Source organism: Marinococcus halophilus (assembly GCF_002265875.1).
In the GTDB taxonomy this organism is placed as follows: domain Bacteria; phylum Bacillota; class Bacilli; order Bacillales; family Marinococcaceae; genus Marinococcus; species Marinococcus halophilus.
The window spans coordinates 87793-112146 of record NZ_NPFA01000003.1 but is presented as its reverse complement, the minus strand read 5'-3'; the positions used below and the strand labels follow the sequence as shown (position 1 = coordinate 112146).

At 48.4% G+C, this 24354-nt stretch carries 23 protein-coding genes; 20 read left to right on the top strand and 3 right to left on the bottom strand.

From position 1 onward, the window contains the following. Window positions 1-33: 33 nt before the first annotated feature. The 16 genes from CHL76_RS04500 to CHL76_RS04425 all read left to right on the top strand — a co-directional run bounded on the left by CHL76_RS04500 (window position 34) and on the right by CHL76_RS04425 (window position 15140). The gene (locus tag CHL76_RS04500; protein WP_094907967.1) at window positions 34-663 is read left to right on the top strand and encodes a hypothetical protein; all 630 of its coding nucleotides are present in this window, start codon (window positions 34-36) and stop codon (window positions 661-663) included. Window positions 664-823: 160 nt separating this feature from the next. Next, a complete protein-coding gene (locus tag CHL76_RS04495) occupies window positions 824-1828 on the top strand; it encodes a PhoH family protein (RefSeq protein WP_094907966.1) in 1005 nt (334 codons plus the stop codon). Window positions 1829-1844: 16 nt separating this feature from the next. Continuing rightward, the gene (ybeY, locus tag CHL76_RS04490; protein WP_094907965.1) at window positions 1845-2306 is read left to right on the top strand and encodes an rRNA maturation RNase YbeY; all 462 of its coding nucleotides are present in this window, start codon (window positions 1845-1847) and stop codon (window positions 2304-2306) included. Then, window positions 2290-2673 carry a diacylglycerol kinase family protein gene (locus tag CHL76_RS04485; protein ID WP_079476849.1) on the top strand — a complete coding sequence of 128 codons (384 nt, stop codon included), beginning with the start codon at window positions 2290-2292 and terminating at the stop codon, window positions 2671-2673. The genes ybeY and CHL76_RS04485 overlap by 17 nt, the downstream gene beginning before the upstream one ends. A gap of 16 nt (window positions 2674-2689) precedes the next feature. Continuing rightward, a complete protein-coding gene (locus tag CHL76_RS04480; RefSeq protein ID WP_079476848.1) occupies window positions 2690-3085 on the top strand; it encodes a cytidine deaminase in 396 nt (131 codons plus the stop codon). A 29-nt stretch (window positions 3086-3114) separates the two neighbouring features. Then, entirely contained in the window at window positions 3115-4017 is a 903-nt protein-coding gene (gene era, locus CHL76_RS04475; protein WP_079476847.1) for a GTPase Era, read from the top strand. Window positions 4018-4044: 27 nt separating this feature from the next. Next, window positions 4045-4794: a DNA repair protein RecO gene (gene recO, locus CHL76_RS04470; RefSeq protein ID WP_079476846.1), complete on the top strand. Its 750-nt coding sequence runs from the start codon at window positions 4045-4047 to the stop codon at window positions 4792-4794. 297 nt (window positions 4795-5091) lie between these two features. Then, a complete protein-coding gene (gene glyQ / locus CHL76_RS04465) occupies window positions 5092-5982 on the top strand; it encodes a glycine--tRNA ligase subunit alpha (protein ID WP_094908028.1) in 891 nt (296 codons plus the stop codon). After that, the gene (gene glyS / locus CHL76_RS04460) at window positions 5972-8056 is read left to right on the top strand and encodes a glycine--tRNA ligase subunit beta (protein WP_094907964.1); all 2085 of its coding nucleotides are present in this window, start codon (window positions 5972-5974) and stop codon (window positions 8054-8056) included. Before glyQ ends, glyS begins: the two co-directional genes overlap by 11 nt. Window positions 8057-8100: 44 nt before the next feature. Beyond that, on the top strand, window positions 8101-8733 hold the full coding sequence (locus CHL76_RS04455) for a helix-turn-helix transcriptional regulator (RefSeq protein WP_079476844.1): 633 nt from the start codon (window positions 8101-8103) through the stop codon (window positions 8731-8733). A 15-nt stretch (window positions 8734-8748) separates the two neighbouring features. Beyond that, a complete protein-coding gene (locus CHL76_RS04450) occupies window positions 8749-9564 on the top strand; it encodes a pyruvate, water dikinase regulatory protein (RefSeq protein WP_079476843.1) in 816 nt (271 codons plus the stop codon). 12 nt (window positions 9565-9576) lie between these two features. Continuing rightward, the gene (locus tag CHL76_RS04445) at window positions 9577-10044 is read left to right on the top strand and encodes a DUF188 domain-containing protein (RefSeq protein ID WP_094907963.1); all 468 of its coding nucleotides are present in this window, start codon (window positions 9577-9579) and stop codon (window positions 10042-10044) included. A gap of 24 nt (window positions 10045-10068) precedes the next feature. Continuing rightward, window positions 10069-11892, top strand: a complete 1824-nt coding sequence (gene dnaG, locus CHL76_RS04440; RefSeq protein WP_094907962.1) for a DNA primase — start codon at window positions 10069-10071, stop codon at window positions 11890-11892. Between the two features lie 222 nt (window positions 11893-12114). Continuing rightward, on the top strand, window positions 12115-13230 hold the full coding sequence (gene rpoD, locus CHL76_RS04435) for an RNA polymerase sigma factor RpoD (protein ID WP_079476840.1): 1116 nt from the start codon (window positions 12115-12117) through the stop codon (window positions 13228-13230). Between the two features lie 84 nt (window positions 13231-13314). Continuing rightward, the gene (locus tag CHL76_RS04430) at window positions 13315-14034 is read left to right on the top strand and encodes a tRNA (adenine(22)-N(1))-methyltransferase (RefSeq protein ID WP_094907961.1); all 720 of its coding nucleotides are present in this window, start codon (window positions 13315-13317) and stop codon (window positions 14032-14034) included. Further along, window positions 14031-15140: a Nif3-like dinuclear metal center hexameric protein gene (locus tag CHL76_RS04425; RefSeq protein WP_094907960.1), complete on the top strand. Its 1110-nt coding sequence runs from the start codon at window positions 14031-14033 to the stop codon at window positions 15138-15140. The genes CHL76_RS04430 and CHL76_RS04425 overlap by 4 nt, the downstream gene beginning before the upstream one ends. 36 nt (window positions 15141-15176) lie before the next feature. On the opposite strand, the gene CHL76_RS04420 is transcribed toward CHL76_RS04425, so the two are convergent. Beyond that, on the bottom strand, window positions 15177-16121 hold the full coding sequence (locus CHL76_RS04420) for a 4-hydroxy-3-methylbut-2-enyl diphosphate reductase (protein WP_079476837.1): 945 nt from the start codon (window positions 16119-16121) through the stop codon (window positions 15177-15179). A gap of 258 nt (window positions 16122-16379) precedes the next feature. On the opposite strand from CHL76_RS04420, the gene CHL76_RS04415 reads away from it, so the two are divergent. Then, entirely contained in the window at window positions 16380-17669 is a 1290-nt protein-coding gene (locus CHL76_RS04415) for a DEAD/DEAH box helicase (RefSeq protein ID WP_079476836.1), read from the top strand. Window positions 17670-17680: 11 nt separating this feature from the next. Beyond that, complete coding sequence (locus tag CHL76_RS04410; RefSeq protein ID WP_094907959.1) at window positions 17681-18583, top strand: deoxyribonuclease IV; 903 nt, start codon at window positions 17681-17683, stop codon at window positions 18581-18583. Between the two features lie 120 nt (window positions 18584-18703). Here the strand turns inward: CHL76_RS04410 and CHL76_RS04405 are convergent, their stop codons facing one another. Continuing rightward, window positions 18704-20812, bottom strand: coding sequence for an RNA degradosome polyphosphate kinase (locus CHL76_RS04405; protein WP_079476834.1), 2109 nt, complete (start codon window positions 20810-20812; stop codon window positions 18704-18706). A 96-nt stretch (window positions 20813-20908) separates the two neighbouring features. Continuing rightward, window positions 20909-22486, bottom strand: a complete 1578-nt coding sequence (gene ppx / locus CHL76_RS04400; protein ID WP_079476833.1) for an exopolyphosphatase — start codon at window positions 22484-22486, stop codon at window positions 20909-20911. A 192-nt stretch (window positions 22487-22678) separates the two neighbouring features. On the opposite strand from ppx, the gene CHL76_RS04395 reads away from it, so the two are divergent. After that, entirely contained in the window at window positions 22679-23455 is a 777-nt protein-coding gene (locus tag CHL76_RS04395; RefSeq protein WP_079476832.1) for a metal ABC transporter ATP-binding protein, read from the top strand. Then, a complete protein-coding gene (locus tag CHL76_RS04390) occupies window positions 23455-24333 on the top strand; it encodes a metal ABC transporter permease (RefSeq protein ID WP_079476831.1) in 879 nt (292 codons plus the stop codon). The genes CHL76_RS04395 and CHL76_RS04390 overlap by 1 nt, the downstream gene beginning before the upstream one ends. The last annotated feature ends 21 nt before the right edge of the window (window positions 24334-24354 follow it).

Sequence of the window (24354 nt, the reverse complement as noted above, 5' to 3'; positions counted from 1 at the left end):
GGACTTTGCCCGTAGAAGAAGGTGAATAAAGCGATGGAGCAGCTATTTGAACTAGTGTTTAATAACCTGTGGATTTTACTGCTGCTCTTCGGCGGTTTGATTACGTTTATGGGCCGGGGGGACAGCAGCCAGCAGCAGGACGGCAGTGGCAGCGATTCGAAGAAACGGGGCGGTGCTTTCGGAAAACTTGAGGACTTGTTTGAGGAATTTGAAAACGCCCGGAAAGAAAACACACCGAACCGTCCTCAGAATGATCCTTCCGGACGTTCCGGCAGTCATCCCACCCGCCGGGTGCCGGAAGCAGAGGCAGAGCTGTACAAGGAAGAGGCAGATGAACCTCAGAATAAAAGCGCAGCTTTAAAAGAATACGAAAAACGCCGTGAAGAGCTGCAGCAGCAAAAAAAGAATGCAAGCCAGCGTCTTGAGCGTGCTTCAAGACAATCTGCTGAACATGGCAGCGTCATGTCAGAGGGAGAAATCGGTGGAAGACGGAGAAATCCGCATGCAATAAACAAAAAAGAAGCAGCGAATGGACTTGTGTGGGCGGAGGTTCTCAGTCCGCCGGTTACAAGACGCAGCGGCTATCCTTACCAGCGGCAATCAACAATGTCGCGTGAGATAGTCGCGCCGCACCGTTCCACCAAAAAAAGCAGCAATGAGTAAGCCTGGTCTTCAGATCAGGCTCTTTTTTTGCTTCAATTACGTAAAATGTCTGCTAATTTTTGCAACACCTAAAGCGTGGTGGTAGAGTAGAGTTAGCATACTAACGTAAAAACTGATGAGAGCAAGGATATGATAATATATTCGAGGAGACTGAGCTATATTGACCGAAAAGAAAACGCTAGAATTACAAGTGAATGAAATGAATGACATCCAGCAGCTGTTCGGCCCCAATGACGTGCACATTGAAAGGCTTGAAGAAAAATTGGATGTTTCAATAATTACCCGCGGTGGATCACTGATCGTGGAAGGCGATGAAAAACAAGCGGCACTGGTGGAAGAAGTGATTGAAGCATTAGCGAGACTTTTGAAAAAACGGGTGCGGATTTCAGAACGGGATGTCGTTTATGCAGCGCAGCTTGCCGAGGAAGGAAAGCTTGAAAAGCTTGAAGATTTATTTCAGGAACAGATCGCTATAAACGCTGAAGGCAAGCCAGTCATGATTAAAACCTTAGGACAGAAGGAATATATCGATCAAATCCGCCGTAAGGATATGATATTCGGTGTAGGTCCGGCAGGGACAGGTAAAACCTATTTGGCAGTAGTGATGGCGGTCAATGCCTTAAAAGAAGGACGGGTGAAACGAATTGTGTTAACCCGGCCGGCGGTGGAAGCCGGAGAAAGCCTTGGGTTTCTCCCGGGAGATTTAAAAGAAAAAGTGGATCCGTACCTGCGCCCGCTGTATGATGCCCTGCATAATATTTTTGGGGCGGAGCATACACAGCGGCTCATGGAACGGGGTACGATTGAAGTAGCCCCGCTTGCTTACATGAGAGGGCGGACGCTTGATGATGCTTTCGTTATTCTTGATGAAGCACAAAATACGACGAAAGAGCAGATCAAGATGTTTTTAACAAGGCTGGGCTTTGGTTCAAAAATGATTGTCAACGGAGACCTCACCCAGATTGATCTTCCAAAAGGACAGCAATCTGGTTTGAAGGTTGCAGCCCGAATTTTAAGAAGCATTGATCATATCGGATTCGTTTATCTCGAAGCGACAGATGTTGTCCGGCATACACTAGTGCAGCAGATTCTGGATGCCTATGAACAGGAAGAAGGCGATCCAAAGCGTACGGTGAACCGGCCGGACAAACCAACAAACAACTAGCCGGGGGTGGACACGTGTGAGTATTGAAGTGGATATGGTGGATGAGACGGAGCGAGTAGAGTCAAAACACTGGGAGCTGGTACAGAATATACTGCAGTTCGCATGTGAAGAGGAAGGAGTCGTAGACGGGTCGGAAGTTTCCGTAAGCTTTGTAGACAATGAAATGATTCAAACAGTCAACAGAGAATACCGGGAAATTGACCGTCCGACGGACGTGATTTCGTTTGCATTGAATGACGACGAGATCCAGCCGCAGGCCGAAGGCATCCCGAACCTGCTTGGAGATATTATTATCAGCATCCCAAAGGCTCGGGAACAGGCGGAAGAGTACGAGCACTCATTTGAAAGGGAACTGGGGTTTCTGGCTGTTCACGGCCTGCTGCATCTGCTTGGTTACGATCATATGGAAAAAGAGGAAGAAGAGAGAATGTTTTCGCGTCAGGAAAGGATTCTTGAAGCGTATGGGCTACCGCGATAAATTGTTTCCCAAGCGCTGGAGAGACGGATTTGTGTTTGCCGGAAAAGGCATACGCCTGGCGTTTCGGGAGGAGCGTCATATGCGCTTCCATGTCTTTTTTGGCCTAGCAGCTGTCTTTCTGGGCTGGCTGTGCGGTATTGTATTATGGCAGTGGACCGTTCTCTTACTAGCGATCGCTGGCATGCTCGTCCTCGAAATGGTTAATTCAGCACTGGAGCGCCTGGTGAATTTGATTTCTCCGGAATGGAATAAAATCGCAGGAGACGTGAAAGATATTGCAGCCGGGGCGGTGCTCATTTACGCGGTATTTGCTGTTGCCATCGGATTGATGATTTTTGCGCCATTCCTTTGGGAATGGCTGAGCTGACAAAGGGGGAAGAACATTGGCTATAGAAAACGAACTGCTTGAACGGGCTAAACAGGCAAGAGAACAAGCATATGTCCCGTATTCCAAGTTCCCGGTTGGAGCGGTTTTCGTAGGGGAAAACGGCGAATGGTTCGAAGGATGCAATATTGAGAACTCGTCATATGGGTTAAGCAACTGTGCAGAACGGACAGCCGTATTCAGTGCACTGCGCACGGGCATGCGCAGTGGAAAAATGATAGCTGTCATTGCCGATACAAAAGGGCCGGTCGCCCCATGCGGCGCCTGCCGGCAGGTGCTTTCTGAGTTTCTGCCAAAGGACGCCCGGATTGTTTTAGGCAACCTGCAGGGTGACATGAAAGTAACAACAATGGAAGAGCTGCTCCCGGGAGCATTCGGCCCGGAGGATTTATAGTATGAAAGCAGGAAAGAAGAGGGAAAACAATGAGTGAATCGTATCGTTCCGGATTTGCCGCTCTAATCGGGCGGCCCAATGCGGGAAAATCTACATTAATGAATCAGGTGCTTGGCCAAAAAATTGCGATCATGAGCGACAAAGCACAGACCACGAGAAATAAAATCCAGGGAGTCTATACGACGGAAGAATCCCAGGTTGTTTTTATCGATACTCCGGGCATTCATAAACCGAAGCACAAGCTGGGCGATTTTATGGTTCGTGCTGCTTTGCAGACGCTGAACGACGTCGATATTATTTTATATTTGATTGATGCGTCCGAGTCCTACGGCCCCGGAGAAGAATATATTATCGAAAAACTGAAGCGGACAGACACACCGGTGTTTTTAATCGTAAATAAAATCGATAAAGTCCATCCGGATGAACTGCTCAAGGTTATTGCAAGCTATTCCGAACGGTATGATTTTGCTGAGGTAGTGCCGGTTTCTGCTTTGAACGGCAATAACGTGACGACGCTTCTCGAAGAACTTACCAAATACCTCGAGGAAGGCCCTCAGTTTTATCCGGAAGATCAGGTCACCGACCATCCGGAACGGTTTATTGTAAGTGAATTAATACGTGAAAAAGCTCTGCAGCTCACCCGGGAGGAAGTGCCGCATTCGCTCGCCGTCGTTATCGATGAAATGAAAGAGCGTGAAAATGGGGCCGTATATGTGGCGGCTACCATTGTCGTTGAGCGCCCGACCCAAAAAGGCATTATTATCGGCAAACAGGGATCGATGCTCAAGGAAATCGGCCAGCGGGCCCGGGCAGATATTGAATCGATGCTTGGATCGAAGGTATTCGTGGAACTTTGGGTGAAGGTGGAAAAAGACTGGAGAAACAGTGCGTATCTGCTTCGGGAGAACGGATATCGCGAGGACGAGTATTAAGAAAACGCCTGTGAGCGGAGGAACAGCATGATTCAGAAAACAGAAGGCATCGTTTTGCGGACTGCTTCGTACGGGGAATCCAACGTAGTGTTAACAGTATATACAAGAGAGCACGGCAAGATGGCGATGATGGCCAAAGGGGCAAAGAAACCAAGCAGCCGCCTGCGTTCAATCTCGCAGCCCTTTGTTTATGGAACATTTGTGTACTATCCAGGTAAAGGAATGAGGACACTCAGCCAGGGAGATGTAACAGATTCTTTCCGCAGCGTGCGCGAAGACATCGTTCTCACTTCCTACGCTTCCTATTTGTCCGAACTTCTTGATAAAGTTACTGTGGACCAGGAACGAAATCCCTATTTGTTTGAGCTGTTCTGGCAACTTCTGAGGCGTATCGACGAAGGGGAGGACGCCGAAGTGCTTATCCGCCTCTTTGAAGTGAAAATGACTGCGGTGGCGGGCATTCAGCCCGTGATTGACCGATGCGTGAATTGTGGCCGGCAGGAAGGAACATTTCATTTCTCTATTCGTGAAGCCGGATTTCTCTGCCACCATTGCTGGGAAATCGATCCGTACCGCTTCCGCATTCAGCCGAAGACGGTGCGGCTTTTGCGGACGTTTTTCTATATTGACGTGCATCGGATCGGTTCGGTTTCTGTATCGGCAGAAACGAAAAAAGAGCTGAAGGATGTCCTAAACAGCTATTATGATTCATACGCAGGTATTCATTTAAAGGCGAGGCGTTTTTTAGAACAGATGGAAAAGTGGAACGTCGAATGAGTGCTTGACACACTCGCAAATGTTAAGTACTATTTCAATACAATCATAACGATGCGCAAGGAAAGAAAGTAGTAGCAATCTTCTTCAGTCTTAGCGAGTGCAGGATAGTGAAAGCTGCACGCTGACAGGTTGTGAAGGCGTTCTGGAGCGTATGATGGATAAAGCGGCTTTTCGGTCATAGTGCCTAAAAGCAAGTAGGGTGGAACCGCGGTAATAACCGTCCCTATACCTGAGTGACAGGTATAGGGACTTTTTTAATGAAATAATCCAAAAGCAGAAGGGGTGTTTAACATGGCAATGAACATACAGGAAATGATTTTAACATTGCAGAATTATTGGGCCAGTCAGAATTGTATTATAATGCAGGCCTATGACGTGGAAAAGGGAGCGGGGACGATGAACCCGATGACGTTTTTGCGCAGCATCGGGCCCGAGCCGTGGAACGCAGCATACGTAGAGCCTTCGAGACGGCCAGGAGACGGCCGTTACGGAGAGAACCCAAACCGTTTGTATCAGCATCATCAGTTTCAGGTGGTCATGAAGCCTTCGCCGGACAATATCCAGGAGCTGTATTTAAAAAGCCTGGAAGCCATTGGCATTGACCCGCTTGCCCACGACATCCGTTTTGTGGAGGATAACTGGGAAGCCCCAACATTGAGTGCCTGGGGCCTTGGCTGGGAAGTGTGGATCGACGGCATGGAAATCACTCAGTTCACATATTTCCAGCACGTCGGCGGTATGGATGCTCACCCGGTGACAGCTGAGATTACGTACGGCATTGAACGGCTGGCGTCGTATATTCAGGACAAGGAAAATGTGTTTGACCTGGAATGGGTGCAGGGCGTTTCGTACGGGGATATGTTTTTGCAGGCAGAATACGAGCATTCGAAGTATTCGTTTGAAATTGCGGATAAAGAGCTGCTGTTGAATCAGTTCGCCGCCAGTGAAAAAGAAGCAGAACGGGCGATTGATGAAAAGCTGGTGCTGCCGGCCTACGACCACGTATTAAAATGCTCGCATTTGTTTAATCTGCTCGATGCCCGCGGGGCGATTTCAGTGACGGAAAGAACTGGATATATTGCACGTGTGCGCAATCTGGCAAGAAAATGCGGGAAGGCATATTATGAAGAACGGGAAAAACTAGGATTTCCGCTACAGAAGCAGGAGGCGATGAATTATGGCAGCTAATCATTTTTTACTTGAAATTGGCGTGGAAGAAATGCCTGCCCGCTTTGTGGAAGGGGCAGTAAAGCAGCTGAAGGAAAAAACAGAAACCTGGCTGGAGGAACAGCGCTTAAGCTATAGTGCCGTTCATATGTTTTCCACGCCGAGACGGCTCGCGCTCCGCGTGGAAGATCTGGCTGATTATCAGGAGGATATGGTCGAGGAAGCCCGCGGCCCGGCCAAGAAAATTGCCCTCACAGATGAAGGGGATTGGAGCAAGGCTGCTTTAGGATTTGCCAGAGGCCAGCAGGTCGATGCGGGGGATCTGTATTTTAAAGAGGTCAAAGGCACCGAATACGTTTTTGTGGAAAAAGAACATAAAGGACAATCAACTACAGAACTGCTGCAGGAAATGAAAACGATTATTACATCGCTTGCTTTTCCAAAAAATATGCGCTGGGGAAGCCATGAGCTCCGCTTTGTGCGTCCGATTCAATGGCTCGTTGCATTGTACGGTGAAGCAGTGATCCCGTTCACTATTACAGGCCATACAGCCGGAAATGTTTCTCACGGCCACCGGTTTTTGGGAAATGCGGTAACGATCCATAAACCGGAAACGTATGAGCAGCAGCTAAAAGAGGAGTATGTCATTGTAGACGCTGCTGAAAGGACAGAACTGATCCGCAGCCAGATCGAAGAGATCGAAGCGGAAAACAGCTGGCATATTCCGATCGATCAAGGGCTGCTTGCTGAAGTGAATCAGCTTGTGGAATATCCGACCGCGCTGCATGGCTCATTTGACGAATCATATTTGAATATTCCGCGGGAGGTGCTTGTAACCTCCATGAAAGAGCACCAACGGTATTTCCCGGTGGAAAATGATGAGGGCAGCCTTCTTTCATATTTCATTACAGTACGAAACGGTAACGCAGAACATCTTGACCAGGTTCGGAAAGGGAACGAAAAAGTGCTTCGTGCTCGCCTGGCGGATGCCCAGTTCTTCTATGATGAAGATCAGAAGCTATCACCGGATGAAGCGGTAGAAAAATTAAATCACGTTATTTATCAGGAAAATCTCGGTACAGTCGGTGAGAAGGTAATGCGGGTGGAAGCTGTCAGCACCCGGCTGGCAGAATATCTGCAGCTGGACAGCACAAAGGGGCAAAACATCAAACGCGCTGCCCACATTTCCAAATTCGACCTCGTTACGTTAATGGTGGATGAATTTACGGAACTCCAGGGTATTATGGGAAAAGAGTATGCCCTTCTGGCAGGAGAAAACACAGCAGTTGCCGAAGCTGTTGCAGAACATTACAAGCCCAAGGCTGCTGGCGATTCTCTGCCGGAAAACATTGAAGGCGCGGTCATTAGTGTAGTGGATAAAATGGATACTATCATTTCAAGCTTTGGGGTAGGGATGGTGCCCACCGGCTCCCAGGACCCTCACGGATTGAGAAGACAGGCAGCAAGTATTGTCCAGACAATCAACGGGCACCGCCTTCCGCTGACGATTCAACAGCTGATTGTCCTTGTAATGGATGAAATTAAAGAGCGTTCTCTTCTCCAGCGGGAGGAGGCGGATGTCTTGAAGGACCTCGAAGACTTCTTTGTTCAGCGTGTCCGCCAGAAGCTCCTTGATGAGGGGATCCGTCATGATATCGCGGATGCTGTGCTGCTTCATCTTGGCGAAAGAATTGATGTAGTGACAGAGAAAGCTGGATTTATTCAGTCACGTGCCGAAGAAGCAGACTTTAAAGAAACGGTGGAAGCCCTCAGCCGGGTGACCAATATCGCAAAAAATACAGATAGCGGCTCGGATATTCAAACAGAGCTGTTCCAGGCTGAAGAGGAAAGAGAGCTTTACGAAAAAAGCAAAACCTTGAATCAACAGCTCGATGACAGGCTCGACCAGGCTGACGTGGCCGGTGCTTATCAATCGCTTCAGGCAGTGACGCCAGCGATCAACGCCTACTTCGATCATGTCATGGTTATGGCTGAAGATGAACAGGTAAAGCAAAACAGACTGCAGCAGATGACACTGTTATCTAAAGAAATTGAACGGTTCGCCCGCTTTCGGAGTATTGTTTTTTCTTCATAAAACAGTGCCTCCGTGCGAAGCGCCGATGAAGGTGGGGAGTCATTATCGAATTAACAGAGCGTCAGGAAACCATCCTGCAGATTGTTAAAGACAACGGGCCAATCACCGGGGAGCATATCGCAGACAGACTCTCACTTACGAGAGCTACGCTGCGACCCGATCTGGCTATTCTCACAATGTCAGGGTTTTTAGAAGCAAGACCAAGAGTAGGGTATTATTACACCGGAAAAACGGATACGGAAGAACTGAATAATCAGCTGCACAAACTGACCGTTAAACATTATCAGTCGATTGCGGTGGTCGTTTCAGAATCGGATAGCGTGTACGATGCCATATGCACTATGTTCCTTGAAGATGTCGGTACCCTCTTTGTAGTGGATAAACAAAGCCACCTGGCCGGCGTCCTTTCAAGAAAAGACCTGCTGCGGGCTAGTCTTGGCCGCCAGGATACAGAAGCTATCCCGGTAAGTATTATAATGACAAGGATGCCCAATATCACAGTTTGTAAAAAAGAAGATCTGGTGGTTTACGCGGCCACCAAGCTGATTGAACGCCAGATTGACGCGCTTCCGGTCGTAAAAGATGCCGGCGGTGAAAAGTATGAAGTGGTCGGCAGGGTCACAAAAACGAATATAACCAAAGTATTGGTGGATCTGGCCAATAATCAATTATTTTAACCCGGGGAGGCAGACATGACCACAAAACAAGAGCGTCCAGTAGTGTACGTAGTGTCCGATTCGGTAGGAGAAACAGCTGAACTAGTAGTAAAAGCTGCTGCGAGTCAGTTTGGGGAAGACGGGATGGAGGTGCGCCGCATCCCGTACGTTGAAGATGAAGGCACGGTTGAAGAGGTCATCCAGCTCGCCAAGGAAGCCAAGGCGATGATTGCCTTTACGCTAGTAATTCCAGAAATCAATCAGTACCTTCGGGAACGTGCGGAGAAGGCTGGCGTAGATACTGTTGATATTATGGGGCCGGTGCTCGATAAAATGGTGACCCTCACGAACCAGCAGCCAAGATATGAACCTGGGCTCGTATATCGTTTGGATGAAGACTACTTCCGTAAGGTGGAGGCGATTGAGTTTGCGGTTAAATACGATGACGGCCGGGACCCGCGGGGCATCGTCCGGGCGGACATTGTGCTGATCGGCGTATCGCGAACTTCGAAAACGCCGCTTTCCCAGTATCTGGCCCATAAGCGCCTGAAGGTGGCGAATGTGCCGCTTGTACCGGAAGTGGACCCGCCGGAGGAATTGTTTAACATTCCAAGTGAGAAATGTATCGGCCTGCGGATCAGCGCTGATAAATTGAACCGTATTCGTTCAGAACGCCTGAAAGCCCTTGGACTGAGGCCGGAAGCAAATTATGCGAGCATGGAGCGTATCCAGGAAGAGCTTGACTACTCGGAAGAGCTGATGAACAAGATCGGCTGTACGGTCATTGATGTATCCAATAAAGCTGTGGAAGAGACAGCTAATATCATCTCCAATATGTTTCAGCAGCGCTAGGAGAGACTCAACATGACGAAAAAGGAACCCACAGTGTATGTGGACGCTGATGCATGCCCGCACAAAGAAACGATCGATACGTGGGGCGCAGATAAAAACATGGCAATCGTTTTTGTGGCGAGCAGTGCCCACGCATCAAATAAAATGTATGAAGCAGAGACCGTAATGGTAGAAAACGAACCCGAAGCAGCGGACATGTACATTTGGAATCATGTCTCTGCCGGCGACCTGGTTATTGCCGACGACCACGGCCTGGCAGCAATCGCCCTTGAGAAGGGAGCGTCAGTGCTCTCCTTCCGGGGGAAACGCTGGAAAAAAGGCGACGAAGAATGGCTGCTTGCCGGCCGGTATGCCGGCGTGTTGGCTAAACAGGGAAAGCAAAGAGTTAAAGGGCCTAAAGCAATATCGCCCGAAGAGCGCCAACGGTTTTTTGAAGGCCTGAAGGTTTTTGAAACAGGCGATAGTGCGTCCAAATGGTAATAGGCTCATCAGGGAGGAAGCAAATTGGCAGCGTTTATTCCGGAAGAAAAAGTTGCTGAGGTGCGGGAAAAGGTAGATATCGTAGAAGTTATCAATGATTACGTCCAGTTAAAGAAGCAGGGCAAACACTACCTTGGCCTGTGTCCTTTTCACGGGGAAAATACTCCGTCATTTTCCGTCTCGCCGGAACGGCAGTTGTATCACTGCTTTGGCTGCGGAGCGGGTGGCAACGCCATTTCTTTTTTGATGGAGCATGACGGCCTGACGTTTGTGGAAGCCATTCAGTCTCTCGCAGCTAAAACAAATGTGGATCTGCCTGAACTCGAAGATCAATATCCTGGCGAACGGGAACAGCATCAATCCAAAAAAGAAGCGCATCAAATGGCAGCCAAGTTTTATCATCACTTGCTGATGAATACAGAACAGGGAAAAGAAGCGTATGATTACTTAACAGCCCGGGGTATCAGTGAAGAGATTATTGAAGAATTTCAGCTCGGCTATGCGCCGGAGCGGAATGACATGCTTGTGCAGCTGCTTGAAAAAAGGGAATACGACCTTGAAGAAATGGAAGAGGCCGGCCTGATTCTCCGCCAGGAATCCACGTGGCAACGGTACGACCGCTTTCGAGGGCGGGTCATGTTTCCTATTCATAATCAGCGCGGGCAGGCTGTTGCCTTCGGAGGCCGTGCACTTGGGGAAGGAAAGCCGAAATACTTAAACAGCCCGGAAACGCCCATCTTTTTAAAACACGAAACGCTATATGCATTCCCCAAAGCGCGCCAGGCAATTCGCAAACAGGACGAAGCTGTCCTCTTTGAAGGCTACATGGACGTTATCGCCGCCTGGAAAGCTGGAGTGAAGAATGGAGTAGCGGGCCTTGGCACAGCTTTTTCCAAACGACAGGCCGAGCAGATCCGAAAAGCGACAGACAAGGCTGTAATTGCTTATGACGGTGATAATGCAGGTCGGGCAGCTGCCTGGAAAACCGGGGATACTCTTGTAAACCAGGGCGTTGACGTCCGGGTAGCGCTGTTTCCTGAACAGATGGATCCGGACGATTTTATCCAGGCCCGGGGCCCCGAAGCATTCAGAAAGCAGCTGGCGGAACGGGCTGTCCCTTTCATGTCCTTTAAGGTTCAGGAGCTTCGTGAAAATAAAAACCTTCAAAATGAAGGAGACCGGCTTGCCTATATCGAAGAAGTACTCCGGGAAACATCTGTAATCAGCAGTGCTGTGGAACGTGAATTTTACATGAAGCAGCTGGCAGAAGAATTTGATCTGTCGATGGATGCACTCCGGGAGGAAGAGCGCAAAGTCCAGAAAGAAGATCAGAAAGAAAAGGCTGCTAGGGCTCCGTCTGCTTCTGAAGCCGGTAAAAGATGGAGAAGCGGGGCGCTTCCGAAAAAGCAGGTATCGATGCGCTCAGCCTACGAAAATGCTGAACGGACGCTCCTTGCATTTATGCTTCAGAACCGGGAAATAGCTGAGGAGGTTAAGGAGCGCATTGGGGGAGAATTTAACATTGATGCCCATACAGCGCTTGCGGCTTATTTATATGCTTATTATGACGATGAGCATGAGCCGGACGTAAGTCGCTTTATGGAATACGTCGAAGAGCAGGAACTTATAAATCTTGTATCTGAGCTGGCGCATCTTGACATTCCAACAGAAATATCAGATAATGAAATGTCTGACTATGTTGAACAGATTAAAATTCGACCAAAACGGGAAGAATTACTGCAAAGGCAGAAACAGCTTAAAGACGCTGAAAGAAGTCGTGATTCAGAAGCAGCCCAAAAGCTGGGTGCGAGAATTATGGAATTGATGATGCAGCTGAAGAAAAACTAGCCTGAAGCAATTTGCTTGCGCTTTTCCTTTGTGGTTGATAAGATATGATCACGATAGTAGAAAAGCGTGCCAGTTTGATGTGCACGCTCTTTCTATGTGCCTGCCGTCCTTTCAACCAGCTAAGAAAATACCAGGAAAAGAAATCGTCGGCACAGACAATTGCGGGCATGTAAAGAGACAGGGTAGGATTCAAGGTGTGAAGCTTGGAAGGAGGGAGATCGAATGGCGGAAAAACCAAGCCGTCCGCTGGCGGAAGGTGAAATGTCGGTCGATCAGGTAAAAGAACAATTGCTCGAAACGGGCAAAAAACGTGGAACATTAACGTACGCAGAAATAACAGAAAAACTCTCCAGTTACGACCAGGATTCTGAGCAAATGGATGAGTTTTTTGAATACCTTGGTGAACAAGGCGTTGATATTATCAACGAGGGAGAAGAAGTTCCGAGCATGGAACAGGTAGAAAAAGAAGAATCTCTCGACTTGAATGATTTAAGCGTCCCTCCAGGCATTAAAATTAACGATCCAGTCCGCATGTATTTAAAAGAAATTGGCCGCGTGCCACTTCTTTCTGCGGAAGAAGAAATTAATCTTGCGACTAAAATCGAAGAAGGCGATGAAGAAGCAAAACGCCGTCTTGCAGAAGCCAACCTTCGTTTGGTGGTCTCTATCGCAAAACGTTATGTCGGGCGCGGCATGCTCTTTCTCGACTTAATCCAGGAAGGCAACATGGGCCTGATTAAAGCGGTGGAGAAATTTGACCACAGCAAAGGATTTAAATTCAGTACGTACGCTACGTGGTGGATCCGTCAGGCAATCACCCGTGCTATTGCCGACCAGGCGAGAACCATCCGTATTCCGGTGCACATGGTGGAAACGATCAATAAATTAATCCGCGTGCAGCGCCAGCTGCTGCAGGATCTCGGCCGGGAGCCGCTTCCGGAAGAAGTTGCCAAAGAAATGGACCTGACTCCGGATAAAGTCAGGGAAATTCTCAAAATTGCCCAGGAGCCGGTGTCGCTGGAAACTCCGATCGGTGAAGAAGATGATTCCCATCTTGGTGACTTTATTGAAGACCAGGAAGCAATGGCGCCTTCGGATGCAGCCGCCTATGAATTGCTGAAAGAGCAGCTTGAAGACGTGCTTGATACGCTTACGGACCGTGAAGAAAATGTTCTTCGTCTCCGGTTTGGTCTTGATGACGGGCGCACCCGTACGCTCGAAGAAGTGGGCAAAGTGTTTGGCGTAACAAGAGAACGTATTCGCCAGATCGAGGCCAAGGCGTTAAGAAAGCTTCGTCACCCTAGCCGCAGCAAGCGATTAAAAGATTTCATGGACTAATGAATTCATTATAGATACAAGGGGACGCATGCTTCCAATAAGCAGGTGTCCCTTTTTTATTTTACATAGAAGAGAGAGGAAAACATGAAGAAATCTGTATTGCCGGATAGACTGGCACTCATCGCTGAACAAATCGACCCGGGGGCGGTAGTCGCAGATATAGGCACGGATCACGGGCTTGTCCCGGTGGAAGCAGTGGCGCACCGCAAGGCGGAGCGTGCGGTGGCGGCAGATGTAAATGCGGGACCGCTCCAGGCTGCGTCGGACTACATTGCTTCCTGCGGACTGACTGATAAAATCGATATCCGCCTGGGCAGCGGTCTTGCTGTCTTAACTAAAAAAGACGCGGTTGATACGGTCGTTATCGCCGGAATGGGTGGCACACTGATCGCTGATATTTTAGAACAGGGGAAGATAAAGCTTCATTTTGTACAGAAGCTGGTTCTTCAGCCCAACGTTTCGGCGGTCCGCGTCCGCAAATGGCTGCTTGATAACGGCTGGAAGCTTACAGGCGAGCGAATCCTGAAGGAGGAGCGCCACGTATACGAAGTACTGACGGCTGTACCTGGAGAAGCAGAAGCGCCGTACCAAGAGTGCGGAGAACCGCTTGAAAAGCAGCTGCTGTTCGGGCCTTACCTGCTTGAAGAAAGAAACAATGCTTTTAAGGAGAAATGGATGAGGGAAAAAGATAACTGGCAGCAGATTTTGCACCAGTTGACAAACGCCGTTCCGACAGAAAAAATCACGGCAAAGAAACAAGAATTAAGCCAATACATTGCATGGGTTGAGGAGGTTATTGCATGAATACTGTACGTGACGTTATCCGGTTGTTTGAAGAGTGGGCGCCGCCATCGCTGGCTGTGGAAGGGGACCGGGTAGGGCTGATGATCGGGGATTGGAACCAGCCGGTAACAAAAGTACTTACGACCCTTGATGTGACCGAAGAAGTAGTGGATGAAGCGGTCAAAAACGGAGCAGAGCTAATCATTGCCCACCACCCGCTCCTGTTCCGCCCGATAAAGTCGCTTGACGTGGCGAACGGGCAGGGACCGGTAATTGAAAAGTGTATTAAGCATGATTTAACTGTCTATGCCGCTCATACAAACCTGGACATAGCTCCGGGGGGAGTGAATGACATGATGGCAGAAGCACTCGGTTTAACGAATACAGAAGTGCTGGCTCCAACTGGTGAAGATCAGCTGTACAAGCTGGTGGCTTTTGTGCCGGAATCCCACGCTGAAGAAGTACGGCAGGCAGTGGGAGACGCGGGCGCCGGTTATATCGGTGAATACAGCCATTGCACGTTTTCTGCCTCAGGGACCGGAACGTTTATCCCCGGAGACGGCACCGACCCCTTTCTGGGTGAGCAGGGAAAAATGGAATTTGCAGACGAAAAACGGATGGAAACGGTTGTGCCGCACTCCCTCCGGAAAAAAGTGGAAGCCGCTTTAACTGCCGCTCATCCATATGAAGAGCCGGCGTATGATCTGTACCCGCTTGCCCTCCCAGGAGAGCCTTACGGATTAGGCAGGGTTGGAGAACTCCCAGAGGAAATGACGCTTGACGCATTTGTGGAACAGGTGAAAAAGAGCTATGATGTGCCGTTTGTCCGGGTGGTGGACGGAAAAACCGACCGGATTAAACGCGTGGCACTGCTTGGAGGCGACGGCAACAAGTACTGGCAGCAGGCGCTTTCCAAGCAGGCAGATGTGTACATCACGGGCGATATTTATTTCCATACAGCCCAGGATGCAGCTATGGACGGTCTTACGATGATCGATCCCGGCCATCATGTGGAGAAAATCATGAAAAAGGGCGTTCAGAAGGAAATGCAAAGCCGCAGCCAGGGTCTGCTGCAGGTCGAATGGGTCGCTTCTGATCTGTCCACTGAGCCATTCCGGTTGGCGTAACAGAAAAATTCCTCCGCTTTTAACGGAGGAATTTTTTTATGATTTTGCTTTAACTTTTGGAAGAATTTTTGATTTATCGATCCGGGATTCGGTGTCCCACGTAGACGAATCATTAGGGTCGTACTGGTCGATAAACAAAATGACTTCCTTTGTGATTAGCGTCGGTGTGGAAGCGCCTGCTGTAACCCCGACAGAATTGACATTTTCAAGCCAGCTTAAATCCAGCTCGGCCAAGTTGCTGATCCGGTACGCAGTGGTTCCTGCAACCTGCTCCGAGACCTGGGCAAGCCGGTTGGAGTTGTTGCTTTTCGGATCGCCGACAACGAGCACAAGATCCACATCCTTTGCCTGCTCAGCTACCGCTTCCTGGCGTACCTGAGTGGCATTACAGATTTCGTTATGAACCTCTGCGTGCGGGTAAATTTCTCTCGCCCGGTCCATAATGTCGGAAACATCCCATTGACTCATCGTCGTCTGGTTGGTCATAATAATCCGTTCCGACTGGATATTTAAGCTCTCAAGATCATCGAGTGTTTCTACTAAATGTACGATGTCCGGAGCGACACCGACAGCGCCTTCCGGCTCCGGATGCCCCTTTTTGCCGACATAGATAAATTCATAGCCCTGGTCCCGTTTTTCCCGTATTAAGTCGTGCGTCACGGTAACGTCCGGGCAGGTAGCGTCAATAGTCGTCAGTCCTTTTTCTTCGGCGAGCTCGCGGACTTCCGGCGAAACGCCGTGAGCCGTAAAGACGACCGTGCCTTTGTCCACCTGGCGGAGTATTTCAAGCCGGTTGGGTCCGTCGAGAGAAATAACGCCTTCTTCCTCAAACGCGTCAGTCACGTGTTTATTGTGTACGATCATGCCTAAAATATAGATGGGGCGTGGGAGCTCCTGGTTGCCGGCGGCTTTCTTCGCCATTACCATCGCATCAACAACGCCGTAGCAGTATCCCCGTGGTGAAATTTTCGTTACTTCCATAAAGGCCTCCTGTTTCATAATTTGAACCGTGAGGTCTTGCGTGTACGCGCTGACTTTACGTATGCAGTCATATAAAACGATTCTGGATTCATTATACTACCTAAGCGTCTGGTTGAAAAGAAAGGACAGCTGGCCAAATACCATTCCTTTAATATTTTGTGAACAGAAGCAGAGGAGAAGCTATGGTTTCTATTTTAACTATGATAAAATATGGAGATGCAAAAAATGCGTAAATGAAAAGAGAGTTAGGTGAATAGCGTGGAAAACCGCTTTAAACAATATAACATTCCAGCTTATGCCCTCAAGCTGCTGGATAAAAAACGAATTCAAAAACCAACGGATATTCAGGAACGGCTGATTCCGTCTGCCATTAATGGAAAAGATGTTATTGGCCAGTCACAGACGGGGTCTGGAAAGACACTAGCGTACCTGCTCCCGATTTTGAGCAGGATCGACACCTCCAAAGCGGAATTACAGGCAGTCATTACAGCGCCTACACGTGAGCTTGCCGGCCAGATCTTCGGGGTGCTGAAGGAACTTATAGATGAAGACGAAACTTCTTCGGTACGTGCCAAGCAGGTGTCCGGAGGCACGGAACGCTCAAGGGTAATGGAGCAGCTCCGTAACCCGCCTCACATTATTGTAGCAACACCGGGCCGGTTGAAAGATATGGTAGGAGAAAATGTTATCAATGTGCATACAGCAACCATGCTCGTCATTGATGAAGCCGACCAGATGCTTGACATGGGCTTTCTGGAAGAGATTGACCCGGTGGCCGGTAAAATGGCGGACAATCTGCAGATGATGGTATTTTCTGCTACGGTTCCGGAAAGCCTGCAGCCCTTTCTGCGCAAATATATGAATAATCCGAAGCATGTACACGTCAAGCCGGAGCATGCGACACCGAAGGAGATGACTCATTACGGCATCGCCCTTAGGCACCGCAGCCGGCTCGATGTGACGATGGAGCTTGTGGACCGGCTGCAGCCGTTTCTAGCCATTATATTTGCGAGCACGAAGGACGAAGCCGATGAACTGGCTGGAGAAATGTTTAAAAAGCAATACCCGGTAGAAGTGCTGCACGGCGGGCTGCCTTCACGGCAGCGCAAGCAGGTCATGAAACGGATTCAAAATCTCGAAGTCCAGTACCTGGTAGCTACCGACCTTGCTGCCCGGGGCATGGATATTCCCGGAATTTCGCATATTATTAACTACAGTCTGCCGAAAGAGCTGGAATACTTTATCCACCGGACGGGTCGCGCTGGACGGGCGGGGCTGACAGGAGAATCGTATACTCTGATGGGGGAAGAAGACCGGAAAGCTGTGCTTTCCCTTCAGAAGCAGGGTATTCGTTTTACGTTTATGGACTTTCGTAAAGGCGCCTGGACTGAACTATCCAAGCCGCTGTTTGCGACCAAGCAGACGAAGCGAAAGCCTGCGCCTGCGTCAGATGCTATGCCGGTAAAAAAACCGAAGAAAGTGAAGCCGGGATATAAGAAAAAAGCAATGGCGGACCAAACAACATCCCGCCGCCGTAAACGAAAATAATAACCGAGGTGATGACTGTGCTTTTAGGCTCACATGTATCTATGAACGGAAAAAAAATGCTTCTTGGTTCGAGCGAAGAAGCGGCTTCGTATGGAGCGACAGCGATGATGATCTACACAGGAGCGCCGCAGAACACCAGGCGCAAACCTATCGAAGAATTAAATATCGAAAACGGGCATGCGCATATGAAAGAAAATGGCATCCAGGAGGTTGTGGTTCACGCACCGTATATTATTAATATCGGCAACACCACCAAGCCGGAAACGTTTCAGTTGGGCGTCGATTTTTTGCGCAATGAAATCAGCAGAGCCGAATCACTCGGGGCAAAGCAGATCGTACTTCATCCGGGTGCGCATGTCGGAGCTGGCACAGAGGCGGGAATTAAAAAAATCATTGAAGGATTAAATGAAGTCATATATCCGGATCAGAAGGTTCAAATCGCGCTTGAAACAATGGCCGGAAAAGGGTCGGAATGCGGAAGAAGCTTTGAGGAGCTTTCAGAGATTATCAGCGGAGTAACCCACAATGATAAATTGAGCGTCTGCTTTGATACATGCCACACCCACGACGCGGGCTACGATATCACAGGAGACCTTGACGGCGTCCTGGAAGCGTTCGATCATTATGTCGGCCTGGACCGACTGAAGGTGCTTCATATTAACGACAGTAAAAACGAGCGCGGAGCAGGCAAAGACCGCCATGAAAATATCGGTTATGGGTATATTGGCTACAATACGCTGGCGGAAATTGTGCACCACGAGGCATTTGCATCTGTGCCGAAAATATTAGAAACACCTTATGTAGGCACAGATAAGAAAAACAAACAACCACCGTATAAGCATGAAATTGCTATGCTCAGACAAAAAGAATGGAAGGCGAACTGGCGGGATGAACTCATGCCAGCAGAGGTATAAATGCCTGGTACAGGGGTGTAAATTACATCTGGGTTTCTGAGGAATCAAAACGGAGCAAAGAGATAGGCCTCTCCCATCACAAGCACGCCCTGCGCATTCATGAATGTGCAGGGCGTGGTTTTATTCGTTATTCATGTCCAGAAACCTTGATGCCCACTCAAATAAGACGAGCTGGCTGTTAATGGAAGGCTCTCCAGAGGAAGGCTCGACGTAATAATAACGGCCGCTGCTGTCCTGCTCCCGTGCTTTGACATTATCCTGCAGAATCAGCTGTAAAATGGAGTTGAGCCGTTCCTTTAAAATAGCTTCATAAACTGGAAACATAATTTCGATCCGTTTTTCCATATTGCGTGTCATCCAGTCAGCCGAGGACAAGTAATAATAGTCGCTGCCGCTGTGGGCAAAATAAAAAATGCGGGTATGCTCGAGAAATCGGCCGACAATGCTTCGGACGGTGATATTTTCGCTTACTCCGGGGATACCCGGTTTTAGGCAGCAAATACCGCGCACGATAAGTTCGATGCGAACGCCGGCCCTGGAAGCTTCATACAGTTTAATGATGAGGTCCTTGTCTGTTAAAGAGTTCATCTTCGCGATAATTCGTCCGTTCCCATCCCGCTGGTGACATTCAATTTCCCGCTGGATCAATTGGAGCAGCTCATCACGGATCCCGTCCGGAGAAGTGCTGATCTCATTCCAGGAAGGCTGCTGGGAAAACCCGCTTAAGTGATTAAAAAAGTTAGTAGCATCCTCACCGAAGGACGGGCGGGTGGTAATCATGCCCATGTCGGTGTATACCTTGGCGGTGGAATCGTTATAATTCCCGGTGCCGAGGTGCACATACCGTTTAATGCCGGCCGCTGTTTTTTTAACGATCAGCACAATTTTACTGTGAGTTTTGAGCGACGTGATCCCATAAATGACATGGACCCCGGATTTTTCGAGGGTCTTCGCCCACTGGATGTTATTTTCTTCGTCAAAGCGTGCTTTCAGCTCTACAAGTACCGTGACCTGCTTACCCTGCTCTGCAGCTCTTGCCAGCGCAGCAATAATAGGAGAGTCCCCGCTGACACGGTAAAGAGTCTGTTTAATGGCAAGTACATCAGGGTCATCGGCAGATTTGGAAATAAAATCAATCACCGGCTGGAACGATTCGTATGGATGATGCAATAAAATATCCCGTTCGTCGGAAGCGTTGAACACGTCGGAGTCGGCAATTAAATCTTCAGGCGGCTGAGGGATAAGCGTTTCGTACGAAAGGTGCTCCCAGGCCTCTCCTAGTTCATCGCAGAGCGGAAACAGAAAGGTTAAATCGATCGGGCCCTTCAGCGTATATACATCGTCCGTATGAATCTCAAGAGCCTCGAGCAGAAAGGAAAGAATATATTCGTCCATCATGCCTTGCTGGCATTCGAGGCGAACGGCAGCGCCCCATTTGCGCTTTTTTAATTCCTTTTCAATTTCCCTGAGCAAATCGCGGGCGCCTTCTTCATGGATCGTTAAATCCGCGTTGCGGGTAATCCGGAACGGAGAAGCACTTACCACGGAAAACCCCCTGAAAAGCATGTGTATAAATTCGGCAAGCACCTGCTCAAGCAGTATATACTCCCGGCTGCCGTTGGCTGATGGAAGTGCGAGGAAGCGCGGGAGCACGCCGGGGACCTGTACGATGGCGATGCTTTCCTTTTCTCCGCTATCCTCTTTTTGCAGCCGTACAGCCAGGTTTAATGACTTGTTCAGCAGCATCGGAAACGGACGATAGGCATCGACGGCCATTGGTGTCAGCACCGGCATAATATTGGACATGAAGTATTCCTGAATATATTCATACTGGCCGCTGTTTAATTCGAGCGTTGAAAGAAAACGGATATTTTCCGAGGCTAACAGCGGTACAGCTGTTTCTGTAAAAAAGTGATCCTGCAGTCGTACGAGCTCTGAATTTTTTTTAGTGATTTCGGAGAGCTGCTGCTTCGGCGTGAGCCCGGCTTTATTTTCAGGCTTATTAAATCCTGCTTTCACCTGGTCTTTTAAACCTGCGACCCGGACCATGAAAAACTCGTCCAGGTTGGAGCTGAAAATACCTAAAAACTTTAGGCGCTCAAGGAGCGGATTGGTTTCATCAAGCGCTTCTTCAAGCACCCGTTCATTAAAAGCAAGCCAGCTGATTTCGCGGTTGTTATAATATGCTGGATTATTGAGGTCAATATATGACTGTGTCGTTTCGGTCATAGTAGAATCCGCCTTTCTTTACACCCTGTTCACTTCTGGGCCAATTGTATCAATGAAATGTTAAGTGCATGTAAAGATCCACGAAAAAAGCATCGTTCAGCTTGAAAAAGCAGAAACGGGGGACTGTTCATGGAAATGAAGCACCACGTCCCGGCTGATCATTTTCTCCAGGTGTTTTTTGTACTTATCTGCTTTGGCTTCTTCAAAAGCAGAATGCATCCCCTCGCGGCAATAAATGTGGAAGTGGAGTTCTTTGCCTTCTTTGTCAATGCCGAGCCCTGAAACGATATTGCGGCGCGTGCGATTGAGCGAATAAGAGAACTTTAAGATGCTTCCGAGAAATTCGAGCCGTTTTAGGCTGTTTTTCTGAAGATAGGGACGAAACGGCTTTGCAAACTCTTTAAACATTGATTTTGATTTAAAGGATGATACAAGGGACATGGCTATGCGCTCTTCATGCATGATGCCATCGATGGAACGGTTGGTTAAAATGTAAAAAGTATGCTGGCTGCTCGCCTCAGAGCTGATGTACTCTCCGATATACAGCACCTGGGCGGCCCGGTTCAGCAGGCGATGATTATCTTCATGCAAATAGGATTTTGGAATATAAGGCTCGAGGCTATTGTACATAGAAGAAGCAATGTTACCGACTTCATCCACATAGTCTGGATTAATCTCAAATTCACGGTTCAGCTGGTAGAAGCTTTCTTCTATTACGTCCGGAAAATGAGGATATGTTTTGTCCCGAAGCAGCTCTTCAAACAGCAGACCGTCACGAAGACCCTTATTGCTGATTAAATAGGAGGGGGCATCGATATGATTGTAAAGCTGGGAAATGATCCGGACTGCCGGGATAATAACGTCCGCCCGGTCCTTGGAAAGACCCTCGATGTTTTCCCGTTCCGATAAGCTTGATTTTTCAAGAAGGTCCATGGTTTCAGCAATATCGCGACCGCTCATGGAATACTGATGCAAACCGGCCAGGGGATAGTTGATGGAAGCCTGGTGGACGAGCACCATGTTACGGGAACTGCCGCCGATACCGACAACCGGAAGATTTTCACCCTCCTTTTTTAACCAGGGCACCTTCTGGAACTGTTTTTCAATCCATTTATTCATTTGCTTTAAGTTACTTGAGGTAATTTTATCATCATTTGGAAGGAATTTCTGTTTTAAGGTGAGAGCGCCAAAAGGAAAGCTGTGAGTGCGTACAAGTTCCCTGTTTTTGAACATGGTCACTTCTGTACTTCCACCACCAATATCAATCGTAATACCTTCAGATAGACTGGTGGAATTCACGACTGCCAGATAGCCGTAAGAGGCTTCTTCCTCGCCGGAGAGCACGCGGATAGGAAAATCAATGCGTTCTTCAATGTATTGCAGAATTTCTTCACGGTTGGACGCACCACGTACAGCTGCGGTGGCCACGGCATGAATGGTTTGAACATCGTGAAAACGAAGAACTTCTTCAAACTGCTGCAGCGTATGCAGCAGAATATCTCTCCCTTCAGCAGTGAGCGCATCCTGATCATCAATATGGTTACTTAGGCGGGCGACGGTTTTTAAATTATGAAGTTCGCGGTAGCCCCGTTTTTCATCCACTTCATTAATTACAAGACGAATGGAATTGGAGCCAATATCGATAACGGCGACTTTTTCTTTCGCTTGAAACATATGCATCATTCCTTAGAATTGGATTTGATTTCGTTGCCTGCTTTTCTATTAACTATCATACAAAGAAAAACCATGAATTGTATATACGATTAAGCAAAGAAGATTTACAGAACCAAAAAGGTTTTGTATACTTTTCCTAGCAATAAATCGTAACCATTCTTAATTGTTTTTTGGAAAAAAGGAGGCTTCCTGATGGAAGATTCAACGAATACGCTGCTTGAAGTGAATCACCTGTCCTTTCGCTACGAGTCAGAACTCGTGCTCGATGACATCAATATGAATATAAACCACGGAGATTTTGTCGGCCTGGTTGGGCCGAACGGTTCAGGGAAATCCACGCTTGTACGGATTCTGTTAGGCCTGCATAAGCAATATAGAGGAGAAGTCCGCTGGTTTGGAACTCCGGCCCGCCATTTTCATCAATGGCCGAAGATTGGCTACGTATCGCAAAAAGCAAATCGTTTTAATGCCGGCTTCCCGGTAACTGTATATGAGGTCGTTGCGATGGGACTGTATGGTAAAAAAGGGCTGCTCCGGTTTTTGAACCGCAAAGACAAGCAGCGGATTCACGAAGCTCTCGAACAGGTGGATATGCTTGGCTATAAAAAGAAAAATATGGGCCGGCTTTCCGGAGGACAGCAGCAGCGGGTATTTATTGCGCGCGCGCTTGTAAGCGACCCTGAGGTGCTGATTCTGGACGAACCGACCGTGGGGGTGGATGCTGCCTCGGCTCAGTCATTCTATGAAAGACTGAGCTACTGGAACAGAGAGAAGGGCATTACTCTTATTCTTGTCACCCATGATGTAGGAGCGATGACCAAGTATGTAACAAAAGTGGCCTGCCTGAATCAGCAGCTTCATTTTCACGGAACGACGAGGGAGTTTGAAGAAAGTGATCTTGCCGGCACTTACGGGCACGATGTGCATATTATCCACCATGAGCATGATCACCACGCGGGAGGAGCCTAATGGTTTTTCTGGAATTTGATTTTCTAAGATATGCGCTGATCATCGGCCTTATGCTTGGAGTGGTTGCTCCGGCTGCCGGTGTCTTTGTGGTGGTAAGAAAGACACCGATGATTGCCGATGCCATGTCGCATACGGCATTAACCGGCATTGCCTTTCACCTTTGGCTTGCTTCTTTCTGGGTTTGGCTCAGCGAATGGAATCCTCTTTACACTGGCATTTTGTTTACTTTTATTGTCTCCTTCATCATTGAATACCTGCGCCGGCGGTTTAAAACATTTCAGGAGCTTTCAATACCAGTAGTAATGGCTTCGGCCATTGGGCTTGGAGTTGTTTTTATTTCTTTGGCAGACGGTTTTAACAACGATCTTTTTAACTTTTTATTTGGAAGTATTCTCACGGTGAACGTCACAGACACAATGGTAATAGGCATCATTTCCGCTGTGTCGCTGCTGCTGTTTCTGCTGTTTTACAAAGAATTATTGTTTTTGGCTTTTGATGAGGAGCAGGCTGATGCAAACGGAATTCCGGTTCAGAGAGTAAATTTATTATTTGCCGGCATCGTGGCTGTCGTAGTTGCTTCTTCCATATCTATTTTAGGAGTACTGCTTGTTTCTGCCTTAATTACACTGCCGGCCGCAGCAGCGCTCCGTGTTGCCTCCAACTTTAAAAGCATGTTCCTGTATGCCATAGTGTTTGGAGAAGCGGCTGTGCTGGCTGGATTTTTTGTTTCTTATTATTATGACCTCAGCTCCGGCGGTACAATAGCAGTCATTTCATTTGCAATATGGACAATTGTGGTGCTGGCAGAAAAAGTGGCTGGGCGAATAAGGCAGAGACCGTGGGAAGCGGCCAAATGGACGGACAAAGCAAATCAATAGCACAAAAAAGTGCTCATTGTG